General features: G+C 58.0%; 13 protein-coding genes. 7 read left to right on the top strand and 6 right to left on the bottom strand.

Annotation, left to right across the window (positions count from 1 at the left end):
• Positions 1-66: 66 nt before the first annotated feature.
• From dxs to BLV81_RS05865, 3 genes are read right to left on the bottom strand one after another with little or no spacing between them, the layout of a single operon-like run.
• Positions 67-1,938, bottom strand: coding sequence for a 1-deoxy-D-xylulose-5-phosphate synthase (dxs, locus tag BLV81_RS05855; protein ID WP_092353350.1), 1,872 nt, complete (start codon positions 1,936-1,938; stop codon positions 67-69).
• Positions 1,939-1,950: 12 nt separating this feature from the next.
• Entirely contained in the window at positions 1,951-2,886 is a 936-nt protein-coding gene (locus BLV81_RS05860; RefSeq protein WP_176992759.1) for a polyprenyl synthetase family protein, read from the bottom strand.
• Positions 2,883-3,149, bottom strand: a complete 267-nt coding sequence (locus BLV81_RS05865; protein ID WP_092353352.1) for an exodeoxyribonuclease VII small subunit — start codon at positions 3,147-3,149, stop codon at positions 2,883-2,885. Before BLV81_RS05865 ends, BLV81_RS05860 begins: the two co-directional genes overlap by 4 nt.
• Before the next feature lie 234 nt (positions 3,150-3,383).
• On the opposite strand from BLV81_RS05865, the gene BLV81_RS05870 reads away from it, so the two are divergent.
• The 3 genes from BLV81_RS05870 (at position 3,384) to BLV81_RS05880 (ending at position 6,520) form a co-directional block, all read left to right on the top strand.
• Complete coding sequence (locus BLV81_RS05870) at positions 3,384-4,487, top strand: aromatic ring-hydroxylating oxygenase subunit alpha (RefSeq protein WP_092353354.1); 1,104 nt, start codon at positions 3,384-3,386, stop codon at positions 4,485-4,487.
• A gap of 164 nt (positions 4,488-4,651) precedes the next feature.
• Entirely contained in the window at positions 4,652-5,608 is a 957-nt protein-coding gene (locus BLV81_RS05875; RefSeq protein WP_255364988.1) for a DMT family transporter, read from the top strand.
• 45 nt (positions 5,609-5,653) lie between these two features.
• A complete protein-coding gene (locus BLV81_RS05880) occupies positions 5,654-6,520 on the top strand; it encodes a sulfurtransferase (RefSeq protein WP_092353356.1) in 867 nt (288 codons plus the stop codon).
• 42 nt (positions 6,521-6,562) lie between these two features.
• Here BLV81_RS05880 and BLV81_RS05885 read toward each other — a convergent pair whose 3' ends face one another.
• Entirely contained in the window at positions 6,563-7,306 is a 744-nt protein-coding gene (locus BLV81_RS05885) for a ZIP family metal transporter (protein WP_255364992.1), read from the bottom strand.
• Between BLV81_RS05885 and BLV81_RS24160 the strand changes: the two genes are divergently transcribed.
• Positions 7,233-7,436: a hypothetical protein gene (locus BLV81_RS24160; RefSeq protein WP_255364993.1), complete on the top strand. Its 204-nt coding sequence runs from the start codon at positions 7,233-7,235 to the stop codon at positions 7,434-7,436. The genes BLV81_RS05885 and BLV81_RS24160 overlap by 74 nt on opposite strands.
• Before the next feature lie 132 nt (positions 7,437-7,568).
• Here BLV81_RS24160 and BLV81_RS05890 read toward each other — a convergent pair whose 3' ends face one another.
• Both BLV81_RS05890 and polA read right to left on the bottom strand, forming a co-directional pair.
• Complete coding sequence (locus tag BLV81_RS05890; RefSeq protein WP_092353358.1) at positions 7,569-8,453, bottom strand: dienelactone hydrolase family protein; 885 nt, start codon at positions 8,451-8,453, stop codon at positions 7,569-7,571.
• A 75-nt stretch (positions 8,454-8,528) separates the two neighbouring features.
• The gene (gene polA / locus BLV81_RS05895) at positions 8,529-11,309 is read right to left on the bottom strand and encodes a DNA polymerase I (RefSeq protein ID WP_092353360.1); all 2,781 of its coding nucleotides are present in this window, start codon (positions 11,307-11,309) and stop codon (positions 8,529-8,531) included.
• Between polA and BLV81_RS05900 the strand changes: the two genes are divergently transcribed.
• The 3 genes from BLV81_RS05900 (at position 11,310) to BLV81_RS05910 (ending at position 13,685) form a co-directional block, all read left to right on the top strand.
• Positions 11,310-12,047, top strand: a complete 738-nt coding sequence (locus BLV81_RS05900) for an LOG family protein (RefSeq protein ID WP_092353362.1) — start codon at positions 11,310-11,312, stop codon at positions 12,045-12,047.
• 125 nt (positions 12,048-12,172) lie between these two features.
• Positions 12,173-12,610 carry a hypothetical protein gene (locus tag BLV81_RS05905; protein WP_176992760.1) on the top strand — a complete coding sequence of 146 codons (438 nt, stop codon included), beginning with the start codon at positions 12,173-12,175 and terminating at the stop codon, positions 12,608-12,610.
• Positions 12,611-12,728: 118 nt separating this feature from the next.
• Complete coding sequence (locus tag BLV81_RS05910; protein WP_092353364.1) at positions 12,729-13,685, top strand: homoserine kinase; 957 nt, start codon at positions 12,729-12,731, stop codon at positions 13,683-13,685.
• Positions 13,686-13,696 lie beyond the last annotated feature (11 nt).

Below are 13,696 nucleotides of genomic sequence, written 5' to 3' on the forward strand. Positions count from 1 at the left end.
CAACGCGCCCACGCGGATGCCGATTGCGCTGCTACCGCGCGGGCACGTTGTGCCCACCCTACTCTATTAATTTTGATTGACCACCAGGCGCGGCTGATCCTTGCCATAACGCTGCCGTATCGAAGCCGCAATACCTTCCGCGTTCAATCCGCATTGCGCCAACAGCTGAGTCACATCGCCATGGTCTATAAATCGATCCGGCAAGCCCAGGTTCAAGAGCGGCTTGACGCAGCCTGCCGCTGCCAGCGCTTCTGCCACTGCAGAGCCGGCGCCACCCATGATGGAGCCCTCCTCCACGGTGACCAGCGCATCGTGCGTTTTTGCCAGTTCCAGCACCAGCTCCACGTCCAGCGGTTTGATGAAACGCATATTGGCGACTGTGGCGTCCAGCAACTCACCGGCGGCCACGCTTGGCGCCAGCATCGAGCCGAATGCGAGGATCGCCACGCTCTTGCCTTGACGCTTGATTTCACCTTTGCCCAAAGGCAAAGTAGTCAGCGCCGGTGCTATCGCAGCGCCAATGCCGGCGCCGCGCGGATAGCGCACCGCCGCCGGGCCGTTATAGTGATACGCGGTGGACAGCATCTGGCGGCATTCGTTTTCATCCGATGCGGCCATCACCACCATGTTGGGAATGCAGCGCAGATACGCCATATCGTAATTGCCGGCGTGGGTCGCGCCATCGGCGCCGACCAGGCCGGAACGATCGAGCGCGAAGGTCACGTCGAGGTTTTGCAAAGCCACATCGTGTATCAATTGATCGTAGGCGCGCTGCAGGAAAGTCGAATAGATCGCCACTACCGGCTTCAAGCCTTCGCAGGCGAGGCCGGCGGCAAAAGTGACTGCATGCTGCTCGGCGATGCCGACGTCGTAGAAACGCTGCGGAAAACGCTTGGCGAAGGCGTCCAAACCGGAGCCGCCGGACATGGCCGGGGTGATGCCGATCAGCTTGTCGTCTTGCGCCGCCATGTCGCACAGCCAGTCGCCGAAAACCTGGGTGTAGGTCATCTTGCTGACCGCAGCCGGCTTGATGCCTTCAGCCGGATTGAACTTGCCCGGGCCGTGATACAGCACCGGGTCAGCTTCCGCCAGCTTGTAGCCCTGGCCCTTCTTGGTCACCACGTGCAGGAACTGCGGCCCCTTCAGGTGTTTCAGGTTTTGCAGGGTCGGGATCAGCGATTCCAGGTCGTGGCCGTCGATCGGACCGATATAGTTGAAACCGAATTCTTCAAACATGGTGGCCGGCACTACCATGCCTTTGGCATGTTCTTCAAGACGCTTGGCCAGTTGCCGCATCGGCGCCGGCAGGATCGACTTGCCGACGTTCTTGGCTTGCGCATAGAACTGGCCCGACATCAGGCGTGCCAGATAGCGGTTCAAGGCGCCTACCGGCGGCGAGATCGACATGTCGTTGTCGTTCAGGATCACCAGCATGTTGATGTCTTCATAGACGCCGGCGTTATTCATCGCTTCGAAAACCATGCCGGCGGTCATGGCGCCATCGCCGATCACGGCAATCGCGTGGCGATCGGTCTCGCCTTTGGTCTTGGCGGCCAAAGCCATCCCCAGCGCGGCCGAAATCGAGGTCGAGGAATGGGCGGTGCCGAAAGTGTCGTACTCGCTTTCGCAGCGGCGCGGGAATCCCGAGATGCCGTTGAGCTGGCGCAGCGTGTGCATGCGCTCGCGGCGGCCGGTGAGTATCTTGTGCGGATAAGTCTGATGGCCGACGTCCCAGACGATCCGGTCCTCTGGCGTATTGAAGACGTAATGCAGGGCGATCGTCAATTCGACCGTGCCCAGGTTGGACGACAGATGGCCGCCGGTCTGCGCCACCGACTCGATGACGAATTCGCGCAGTTCATCGGCCAGCGGCTTGAGCTGCGCCCGCGTCAATTTGCGCAGGTCTGCCGGACTGTCGATTGTGTTGAGTATTTCCATATGCGCTAAACCCTAAGCTTTCCGTTGCACGATCAAATCCGCCAGCTCGCGCAGGCGGCGTGCCTTATCCCCAAAGACCGCAAGCGCCTGATGGGCGTCGTTGCGTAATTTTTCCGCCAACGCCTGCGATTCGGACAAACCCAGAATCGAGACGTAAGTCGGCTTGTTGTCTGCGGCATCCTTGCCGGCGGTTTTACCCAGCGTGGCGGAATCGGCGGTCGCATCCAGAATATCGTCAACCACCTGGAACGCCAGGCCTATCGCTGTCCCGTAGGCTTCCAGCGCCTCGATTTCATTCTGCGCCAGCGCTTTGCCGCCCCATGCGCCCAGCAATACCGAAGCGCGCAACAGGGCGCCGGTTTTCAGCTTGTGCATCTGCTCCAGTTCAAGCAGCGACAGACTCACGCCGACGCTCGCCAGATCGATTGCCTGGCCGCCGCACATGCCCAGCGAACCGGAAGCCTGGGCCAGCAAGCGCAGCATGGCGATCTGGCGCGCCGGATCCAGGGCGGCGGCGTCAATCTCCGCCAGCACGACGAAAGCCTGGGCCTGCAAGGCGTCGCCCACCAGCAAGGCGGTCACTTCATCGTATTTCACATGCACGGTCGGTTTGCCGCGGCGCAAGGCATCGTCATCCATGCACGGCATATCGTCATGCACCAGAGAATACGCATGAATCATTTCGACTGCCGCCGCTGCGCGTTGTGCTACGGCGGCCGGCGTTGAAAATAATTCCCCTGCGGCAAATACCAACAAGGGCCGCACCCGCTTGCCGCCATCCAACACGGCATAGCGCATGGCCTGATGAAGTTTGGCCGGAATGCCGGTTGCGGACGGCAGGAACTGCCCGAGAGCGGATTCCATGTCGGCCTGTACCTGCCGCATCCACGTATTGAAATCGGATGCCGGCGGCTCGACCGGGCTCAACAGTTGCGCGACAGCCGTCATTCTTCAGCTCCGCCGCTGTGATCGTTGAGCGCTTCGCCGGCAAAGGGCTTGAGCAGGTCGCCTTCCAGCACCTTGACCTGGCTGTCGACTTTTTCGAGTTGCAAAGCGCAAAACTTGACCAGCTCCGAACCTCGTTTATAGGCGGCGACTGATGCTTCCAGCGGCAACTCGCCAGCTTCCATTTGGGCTACCAGTTGCTCCAGCTCGGCCATTGCTTGTTCAAACGAGGCCGGGCTGCTGGTGGAAATCGGATTTTTTGGCATAGTGGCGATAAATAGTTTAGTCCGCTATTTTAGAGCAAACATCCATAACTCGTTGTATTTCGAGGAGTTGATTTAGAAAATGGGGCTGGATAAACAGCGTAAAACAGCCCAATTCCAGCTTTTTATGGGATAATCCTTGGTTCTGTCCAAAATTTCCGTTTCATATTATTTGAACACAGGTTTTTGCGGATTCTTTCTCTCTTAGGTTGATACAACACATTTGGGGGTGGAGGGATGTCCGATCTGGCTTCTATTTCCAAGCTCGCGCGCTCCGATGCGCAACTTCCGGTCAACGTCTATTTTGACGAAGCGCTGTTAAAGCGTGAAATCCAGCAACTGTTTCAGAATGGCCCGCGTTACGTCGGCCATGAGCTGATGGTGCCCAATGTAGGCGATTACGCCACGCTGGCTTCTGAAAACGAAGGCCGCATGCTGGTGCGCAATCCCCAGGGGATTGAGCTGATTTCCAACGTCTGCCGCCATCGGCAGGCAAAAATGCTCGACGGTCGCGGCAATGCGCGCAACATCGTCTGCCCGCTGCATCGCTGGACTTACGACCTCAAGGGCGAACTGATTGGCGCACCGCACTTCGGTGAAACGCCATGCATGAACTTGTCCAAAACGCCGCTGCAAAACTGGAACGGCTTGCTATTCGAGCAAAATGCCTTCCATGTCGGTGAAAAACTGGCGCAGCTAGGCGTCGCCAAGGATCTCGATTTCAGCGGCTACCTGTTCGATCACGTCGAAGTCCACGAGTGCGACTACAACTGGAAAACCTTTATCGAGGTCTACCTGGAGGATTATCACGTCGAGCCGTTTCATCCCGGCCTGGGCAGTTTTGTCAGCTGCGACGACCTGGAGTGGCAATTTGGCAAGGATTACAGCGTACAGACCGTGGGTGTCAATCACGGACTGGCGAAATCCGGCTCGCCTGCCTACAAGAAATGGCAGGAACAGGTTCTCAGGTTCAGCAACGGCGAAGCGCCGAAGTTCGGCGCAATCTGGCTGACCTTGTATCCGAACATCATGGTGGAGTGGTATCCCCATGTCCTGGTGGTGTCGACGCTGTGGCCGCGCGGCCCGCAAAAAACCACCAATGTGGTCGAGTTTTATTACCCCGAAGAAATTGCGCTGTTTGAACGCGAAATGGTCGAGGCGGAACGTGCCGCATACATGGAAACCTGCGTCGAAGATGACGAAATCGCATTGCGCATGGATGCCGGACGGCGCATCCTGATGGAGCGCGGCGTCAGCGAGGTCGGCCCGTACCAGTCGCCGATGGAAGACGGCATGCAGCATTTCCACGAGTGGTACCGGAATCAGAACGGCGTGACCTGAGCGGATTGGCCCGGACAATCCCGCATTTGAAAACAAGGGCCGGAGTTTGCGCAAACGCACAAACTCCGGCCCTTCGTCATTATTTAGCGCAGTAAGCATGCATTGCCGCCAGAATCAGTCAAAATAGCGCTACACATTCCTTTCGCTTCCTTCGCCTCCTCCCCATGCAATCACTCTGGATGTTGTTCGCTAGCCTCATGTTTTCGATCATGGGAGTCTGCGTCAAGCTTGCTGCCGATCATTACTCCATCGCTGAAATCATGTTGAGCCGCGGCTTGATCGGCATGCTATTCATCGTCGTCCTGATTCTGCTGAAGGGCGGCACCCTGAAGACGCCCATGCCGCGCCAGCACCTATGGCGCGGCGTGATCGGCGTGATTGCCTTGTCGATGTGGTTCTATTCCTTCAGCCTGCTGCCGGTCGCCACCGCCACCACCCTCAACTACACCTCCTCGATTTGGCTTGCCGCGATCTTGTTCGGCAGCGCGTGGTGGCGCGGCAATACGCGCTTTGAGTGGGGCATGGCAGCCACCATCATGCTCAGCTTCATCGGCGTGATGCTGCTGCTGAAACCGTCGTTCGATACCAAGCAGACGATGGGCGGCATGATCGCCCTGGCATCCGGCCTGATCTCGGCTGTGGCTTACCTGCAGGTACGGCGCCTGGGCAGGATGGGCGAACCGGAATATCGCGTGGTATTTTATTTTTCGACGACCAGCGCCATCGCCGGCCTGGCCGGCAGCAGCTTGCTGCCAGGCGGCGGCATGCCGTTCTGGCATGCGCATAGTGTGCAAGGCGTGGCCTTATTGATTACACTGAGCCTATCGGCTACCGTCGCCCAGATGGCCATGACGCGCGCCTACCGTCTTGGCAATCCGCTGCTGACTGCAAATCTGCAATACACGGGCATCGTCTTTTCCAGCATCCTGGGCATTCTGATCTGGCACGACCGGCTTGGCTGGCGCGGCTGGCTTGGTACCGCGGTTATCCTTATCGGCGGTTTGCTGGCAACGTTTTATAATCAAAAGAAGGCGCGTCCGCTCAGGCCCTTGCAGTCGGAAAAACCGCTGGATAAGCAGATTAACCAGGCGACCGATACTAGCGAGATCCGCAGCTTGTGAGGTTGCCCCGCATCACCTGATACACACTTAGATAGAAGGAATGCCATGTCTCACGCCCATCCTTATACGACGCTGATTTCTGCCTCTAATCTGTTGCAGAATGCGCAAAATCCCAACTGGGTCATTGTCGACTGCCGCCACGATTTGATGGATGCCGCTGCCGGCAAGGCGGCTTACGATGCCGGTCACATTCCTGAAGCCCGCTTCGCCAATCTGGACCGCGACCTTTCCGGCGCCAAACAGGCAGCCGACGGCAGCTTCAAAGGCCGCCATCCCCTGCCCGAAAAAGATGCCTTGCTCGCCACGCTGCGAAGCTGGGGCATCAATGACGATACCCAGGTCGTCGCTTACGATGCCCAAGGCGGCATGTATGCCGCCCGCCTGTGGTGGCTGTTGCGCTCCATCGGCCATAACTCGGTGGCGGTGCTGGACGGCGGCCTGGCAGCCTGGCAAGCGGCAGGAGCCGGCTTGTCGGCTGCGGAGCCGGTGCCGGCCAGCGGCAATATCAGCGCCAAGCCGCCATTGACCAGCAGCGTCAACGCCCATGACGTACTGATCAACCTGACCAACCAGAGACGCACCATCGTCGATGCGCGCGCACCGGATCGCTTTCGCGGAGAAAATGAAACGATAGACCCGGTCGGCGGCCATATTCCCGGCGCCAAGAATCGTTTCTTCAAGGACAATCTGCAGGCCGACGGCCGTTTCAAGCCCGGCCATCAATTGCATGAGGAATTCGGCGCCCTGATCAGCGAACCGAAGACTGCCGTGATGCAGTGCGGCTCAGGCGTTACCGCCTGCCATAACCTGCTGGCGCTGGAAATCGCCGGTTTGCACGGCGCGGCCTTGTATCCGGGATCGTGGAGCGAGTGGTGTTCGGATTCGACACGGCCTATGGCCAAGGGCGCATAAGCTGTCGCTATGAGGTGGGCATAGGTGCCCACCCTACGGTTTTTAATGCTGGTGGCCGTGGCGGGTCAGGAACAGGACTATGGCCACGCCCGTTCCGATCAACAGAATCTGCGGAATCGTTTCGCGCAGAGTGGCCCGGCGCTGCATTTGCGGCATCAGGTCGCTGACGGCGATATAGATAAACCCCGAAGAAGCAAATACCAGCACGTAAGGAATCCATTCCATGCCGCGCTCGAGGGTAAAGTAACCCAGCAAACCGCCAAGCACCGCCATCAGGCTGCAGATCAGGTTATACACATAAGCGCGGGTCCGCGAAAAGCCGGCGTTGAGCAGCACTATGAAATCGCCGATTTCCTGCGGAATCTCATGCACGATGATGGCCAGGCCGGTGATCAGGCCGAGATGCGGATCCGCCAGGAAAGCGGCGGCGATCAAAATGCCGTCGGTAAAGTTGTGCAAGCCGTCGCCTACCAGGATCATCCAGCCGGCTTTGCCCGCCTCTTTCTTGTCATGTCCGTGATGATGCCTGTGGCCGTCGCCTTCGTGATGGTGCGAATGGCGCAGGATGGCGAATTTTTCCAGCACGAAAAATGCCAGCAGCCCGCCTAGCAATACCGCAAACAGCGTGTGGCTGTCGGCCTGCGATTCGAAAGCCTCCGGCAGCGCGTGCAGCAAGGAAGTCGCCAGCATGATGCCGACCGACAGGCTGACCATGCGCTCGACCATCTTCGACAGCAGCGCGAAAGAAAAAATTGCAGCGGCAGTTATGCTGAAAAGCCCGGCGATCGTGGTCGCCAGGAGAATTGAAACTAGTGTGGAATTAATTTTCTGCTCCGGCAATCAGAGGTTAAATGCAACATGGTTGCAAATTAGAACACAGCTGCTGCAATTGTGCAAATTGTGGGACAGAGTTTAAGAGTCGCCGTAGCGCGACGAATTACTCTGTCCCCAACTGATTAGATAAAAAGTGTCAAATGACTTGAACAGCTTTTAGGCGGCTTTCAGATCTGCTTTCAATATAAATTTCAAGAACTGACCTGACTTTCCATCAACTCACCCCATGCGCTTTAAACCAGGCCAGGGTACGTTTCCAACCATCCTTGGCATCCGCCTCCACATAACTAGGGCGATAATCGGCATTAAACGCATGGCCGGAGTTCGGGTACACCACGATTTCCGATTTGCTGTTGCCTTTGGCCAGCGCCGCCTTCATCTGCGCCACGTGATCCTGGGTAATACCCTGGTCCTTGGCGCCATACAAACCCAGCACCGGCACTTTCAAGCTCGGCGCAATCTCGACCGCCTGCTTCGGCATCAGCTCGCTCTTCTCCCCTACCAGGCTGCCATACCAGGCGGCGGCGGCCTTCACCTTGGGATTATGGCTGGCATACAGCCAGGTAATGCGCCCGCCCCAGCAAAAGCCGGTGATCGCCAGTTTGTCGACGTTGCCGCCGTTTTCCTTGGCCCAGACGACGCAGGCATCGAGATCGCCCAGCACCTGGTCATCCGGCACTTTCGAAATCACGTTTTTGTACAGCTCGGGAATCGATGCGAAAGCGGCCGGATTGCCTTCGCGAACGAAAAGGTCCGGCGCAATCGCCAGGTAGCCGAGCTTGGCGAAGCGCCGTGTGATATCGGCGATGTGTTCGTGCACGCCGAAAATTTCTGAAACTACCAGCACTACCGGCAAATTGGTTTTGCCCTCAGGCTGGGAACGGTAGGCTGGCACGCTCAAGCCGTTCGCCTGGATTTCAAGCGAACCGGCAGTGAGTCCCGCAGTATCGGTCTTGATCACGGTTTGCGCCGTGACCGGCATCACTGCGGCGGCAAACCCGGTGCCCAGGGCCGCCTTCAAAAAGGTGCGGCGGTCAACATCATCTGACAAGCTGGTTTTTCCCGCCAGGCTATCGAAATCCTGTTTAAAATTCGACATCAAAGTTCTCCTCCAAGGTTGATCTTCAACTATCCATTTGCATTGACCGTAACAAAGCAGCCGCCGTCGTTACGCTCAATGCGCCTCGTCCCAATTCTTGCCCACTCCGACTTCGGCAATCAGCGGCACTTTTAGTTCAGCCACGCCAGCCATCAGCTGCGGCAGTTTTTCCCGCACCAGCGCCAATTCTCCTTGCGGCACTTCCAGCACCAGTTCATCGTGCACCTGCATCACCATCTTGGATGTTAGCTGTTCTGTTTCAATCCAGTTTTGCACCGCAATCATCGATAATTTGATCAAGTCGGCGGCGGTGCCCTGCATCGGCGCATTGATCGCCGCCCGCTCCGCACCCTGGCGGCGCTGGCCGTTGGGCGAATTGATTTCCGGCAGCCACAAACGGCGCCCGAACACGGTCTCGACGTAGCCCTGCGCCTTGGCTTGCACCCGCGTCATGTCCATGAATTGCTTGACGCCGGCGAAGCGCATGAAATATTTTTCAATATACATTTGCGCGGCGGCGCGCTCGATGCCGAGGTTGCCGGCCAGGCCGAACGCGCTCATGCCGTAAATCAGGCCGAAATTGATCACCTTCGCATAACGGCGCTGCTCGCTGGTGACTTCCGCCGCCGTCGTGCCGAAAATTTCGGCTGCAGTGGCGCGATGGATATCCACGCCTTCGGCAAATGCGCGCAGCATGTTTTCATCGCCAGAGATGTGGGCCATGATGCGCAATTCGATTTGCGAATAGTCGGCCGAAACAATCACGCTGCCTTCGGGCGCTACAAACGCTTCACGGATACGCCGGCCCTCGGCAGTGCGAATCGGGATGTTTTGCAAGTTCGGATCGTTAGACGCCAGCCGTCCGGTCACGGCGACCGCCTGTGCATAATTGGTATGCACCCGGCCGGTTTCCTGATTGACCATCTTCGGCAGTTTGTCGGTGTAGGTCGATTTCAGCTTGGACAGACTGCGGTAATCGAGCAGCACCTTCGGCAGCGGATAATCTTCCGCCAGTTTCTGCAGCACTTCTTCATCGGTCGACGGCGATCCGGATGGCGTTTTCTTGACCACCGGCAGCTTGAGTTTATCGAACAGGATTTCGCCCAGCTGTTTGGGTGAACTCAGGTTGAAAGGCTGGCCGGCCAGTTCATAGGCTTGCTGTTCGATCTCCAGCATGCGCTTGCCCAATTCATTCGACTGGGCCGCCAAACGGCTGGCATCGATCAGTACGCCGTTGCGTTCGATTTTTTGCAGCACGACCGAAGTCGGGACTTCGATTTTTTCGTAGATGAACCTGAGCTTGGCGTCGTCGGCGATATGCGGCCACATGGTCAGATGCAACTGCAGGGTGATGTCGGCGTCCTCGGCTGCGTATTCGGTAGCGCGGCCGATCTCGACCTCGTCGAAACCGATCTGCGCAGCCCCTTTGCCGCACACTTCCTGGAACGTGATGGTCTGGTGATTCAGGTGGCGCAAGGCCAGGCTGTCCATGTCGTGGCTGCGATGCGATTCAAACACATAGGATTCGAGCAAAGTGTCGTGCACGATGCCACGCAGGCCGACGCCCTGGTTGGCGAAAATATGGCTGTCGTATTTCAGGTTCTGGCCGACCTTGGGCTTGCTGTCGTCTTCCAGCCAAGACCGCATTCTTTCCAATACGAATTCACGCGACAATTGCGCCGGCACATCCTGGTAACGATGGGCGACTGGAATATAGGCGGCAACGCCGACCTCGCAGCACAGCGAGATCCCGACCAGCTGGGCAGTCATCGGCTCAAGCGAGGTAGTCTCGGTATCGACCGCGGTCAAGGTCGCATTGTCGATACGTTGCAGCCATACGTCCAGCTGAGCTGCGGTCAGCACAGTTTCATAATGCCGTTCTGCCGCAGCGAACAGGCTGCTCTGAGCCGGCTCGCCGGCGCCGGCCTTGTGGTCGGCGGCGATCTCGGCCGGCGCGGCTTTTCCTGCGCCGTCCACTGCGCCGGCAGGGTTGCCGGCGCCGCTCAGATCGCGCAGCCAGGTCTTGAAGTTATAGCGCGTGTACAACTCGATCAGCGTCTCCTTGTCTTGCTCCGGCGCCTTCAGGGATTCCGGAATCGACACCATGTGCGCGCTCAGATCGCAATCGGTTTTTACCGTCACCAGTTCCTTGGCCTTGGGCAGCCAGTCCAGCACTTTGCGCAGATTCTCGCCGACCGCGCCGCCGATGTTGGCGGCATTCGCAATCACCTGATCGACAGTGTCATATTGTGCCAGCCATTTAACCGCAGTCTTCGGCCCGACTTTGGCGACGCCGGGGATGTTGTCGACGGTGTCGCCGATCAATGTCAGGTAATCGACGATGCGCTCCGGCGGCACGCCGAATTTTGCGATCACGCCGGCCCGATCCAAAGTCTCGTTGCTCATGGTGTTGATCAGCGTCACATGCTCGTTGACCAGCTGCGCCAAATCCTTATCGCCGGTCGAGACCACCGCTTGCATGCCATGGCTCACCGCTTGCACCGTGAGCGTGCCGATCACATCGTCGGCTTCCACTCCGTCGACCATCAGGATCGGCCAGCCCATGGCGCGCACGGCGGCGTGAATCGGCGTAATCTGTTTAACCAGGTCTTCCGGCATCGATGCCCGGGTGGCCTTATAGTCGGCGTACATGTCGTCGCGAAATGTTTTACCTTTTGCATCGAACACGCAGGCGAGGTAAGCTGAAGGGTAATCGGTACGCAAGCGGCGTAACATATTTATGATTCCATACAGCGCGCCGGTCGGCTCATTGGCAGCATTGCGCATATCGGGCAATGCATGAAAGGCGCGATAGAGATAACTGGAACCATCAACTAACAGCAGGGTTTTTTGCATATGGAATTGAACGGAAAAAATGTGCCGCGTTTGCGGCAAGTGACGGACATCGAACGCGCAACTTCCAAGAAGGCGCGCGAATCGTGGCATATGTTCACGATTATGGCAGAATTTATCGAGTCGACCGAACGGCTTTCCGAGTTGCATCCCGCGGTATCGATCTTCGGCTCGGCGCGGATCAAGGCAGACAATCCTTATTACCCCTTGTGCATGGATATCGCACGACGCTTTTCCGATGAAGGTTTTGCCGTGATTTCAGGCGGCGGTCCGGGCTTGATGGAAGCGGCAAACAAAGGCGCGTTCGAAGGTAAATCACCTTCGGTCGGCTTGAATATCGAATTGCCGCATGAACAAAGCGGAAATAAATGGCAGGACATCTCGCTCAGTTTCCGTCATTTCTTTGCCCGCAAGGTCGCCTTCGTCCGTTACGCCGATGCCTACATCGTGTTGCCGGGCGGTTTTGGGACGCTCGATGAGCTGAGCGAGGTATTGACACTGATCCAGACTGGCAAATGCCGCCACATCCCTATCATCCTGGTCGGCAGCAGCTTCTGGCGCGGTTTGCTGGACTGGTTCCGCACCCAGCTGGTCGGTGACGGCATGATCGCGGCCAAGGACATGGACCTGATCCAGGTGCTGGATGACCCGGCCGAGATTCTCGCCGCCGTGGTGGAATTCTACGAGGCGGGCGAAACCGTCATGGCGGAATCGGACCGTCATGCGAGCGTGTTGCTGTAGCTGGCGGCAAAACCGCAAAAACAGCAGCGCCAGACAGATTGCCGGCCTCCTTATCGCCTATCGGGGCCGGCGGTTTGTTACAATGAAGACTTCCATCTTGCTTTACTCAAGGTAGCCAAATTCTCATGAATAAATCTAAAGTCTGGCAGTTGTTGACTGTATGCATTGCCTCATTGGCAACACCTATGCTCGTTAGCGCACAACAAGCGCCCCAACCGCCCAAGACCGTCGCGCCGCCGCCACCTGAGCTGCAAAAACTGGAAGAGGGCGAAGCGCCGGCCGTTACCGTTCGCAAGCCGGGTGAAACGCCAGGCGATATCACGCAAAAAACTGAACAAGGCCGTGTCACCGAAATCAAGGTCAATAGCGGCGGCAGCACCTACTACGTGAAGCCGCAGTCGACCGCGGGCACTTTGCAGCCAGGCGACGGGCCTGTACGCGGGGCGCAATGGCAGATCAAGGAGTTCGACATGGGCCACAAGCAGCGTAAGGAAGGCGAAGCGGCACAGGCTGACGCCGACGCAGGCTTGCCGCCCCCGGCCGCGGCGACACCCAAGAACTAAGCAAGCAAAAACAACCGTAGCCACGCGGCGCGCGCGGTAACCACCGCGTGTACGCCGCGTATTTATCCCGACATTATTCCGACATGGCATCGCCCTTGTCCTTTCCCCGATTTTTCCCATGGCAGTATTTACCCCCGTCACGCTAGACGATCTCACACAGTGGATCCCTCCCTTTTCCTTAGGCAAGGCACTGGCGATCCGGGGGATCTCCTCCGGCATCGAAAACAGTAATTTTTTCATCAATACCGAGCGCGGAGAATATGTGCTGACGGTGTTTGAGAAGCTGAGTTTCGAACAATTGCCGTTTTACCTGGAATTGATGCGCCATCTGGCGCAGCGCGGCGTACTGGTGCCCGAGCCTATCGCCAACCTGCAGGGCCAGATCCTCAATCCCCTGCACGGCAAGCCGGCTGCCATCGTCACCAAGCTGGAGGGCGATTGCCAACTGGCGCCGGCAGCGGTACATTGCGCTGAAGTGGGCGCGATGCTGGCAAAAATGCATCTGGCGGCACAAGACTTTCCAATTCGCCAACCCAATTTGCGCGGCCTGCCCTGGTGGCGCGAAACCACTCCGGTGGTATTGCCGTATCTGCCAGAAGACCGGCAACAGCTATTGCGCAGCGAGATGGCGTTCCAGGAGACATTCGCCGCCTCCGAGACTTATCGCCAACTGCCGAACGGCCCGGTGCACGCCGACCTGTTCCGCAACAACGTGATGTTCGACGGCGACCGGCTGACAGGATTTTTTGATTTCTACTTTGCGGGTTGCGATACCTGGCTGTTCGACCTGGCAGTGACGGTGAATGACTGGTGCATCGACCTGGCTGACGGCCAGCTTGACATTGCCAGGGTAAGAGCGATGCTGGATGCCTACCATGCAGTGCGCCCGTTCAGCGCCGCGGAGCGAGACGCCTGGCAGGCCATGTTGCGCGCCGGCGCCCTGCGCTTCTGGTTATCGCGCCTCTATGACTTTTATTTACCGCGCGCTGCAGAAATGTTGACCCCGCACGATCCAGGCCACTTCGAACGGATTTTGCGACAACGTGTGGCCCACCCGGCCCCGGCCCTGTATTAAGCTAAATTATT

Source organism: Collimonas sp. OK242 (assembly GCF_900107095.1).
In the GTDB taxonomy this organism is placed as follows: domain Bacteria; phylum Pseudomonadota; class Gammaproteobacteria; order Burkholderiales; family Burkholderiaceae_D; genus Collimonas.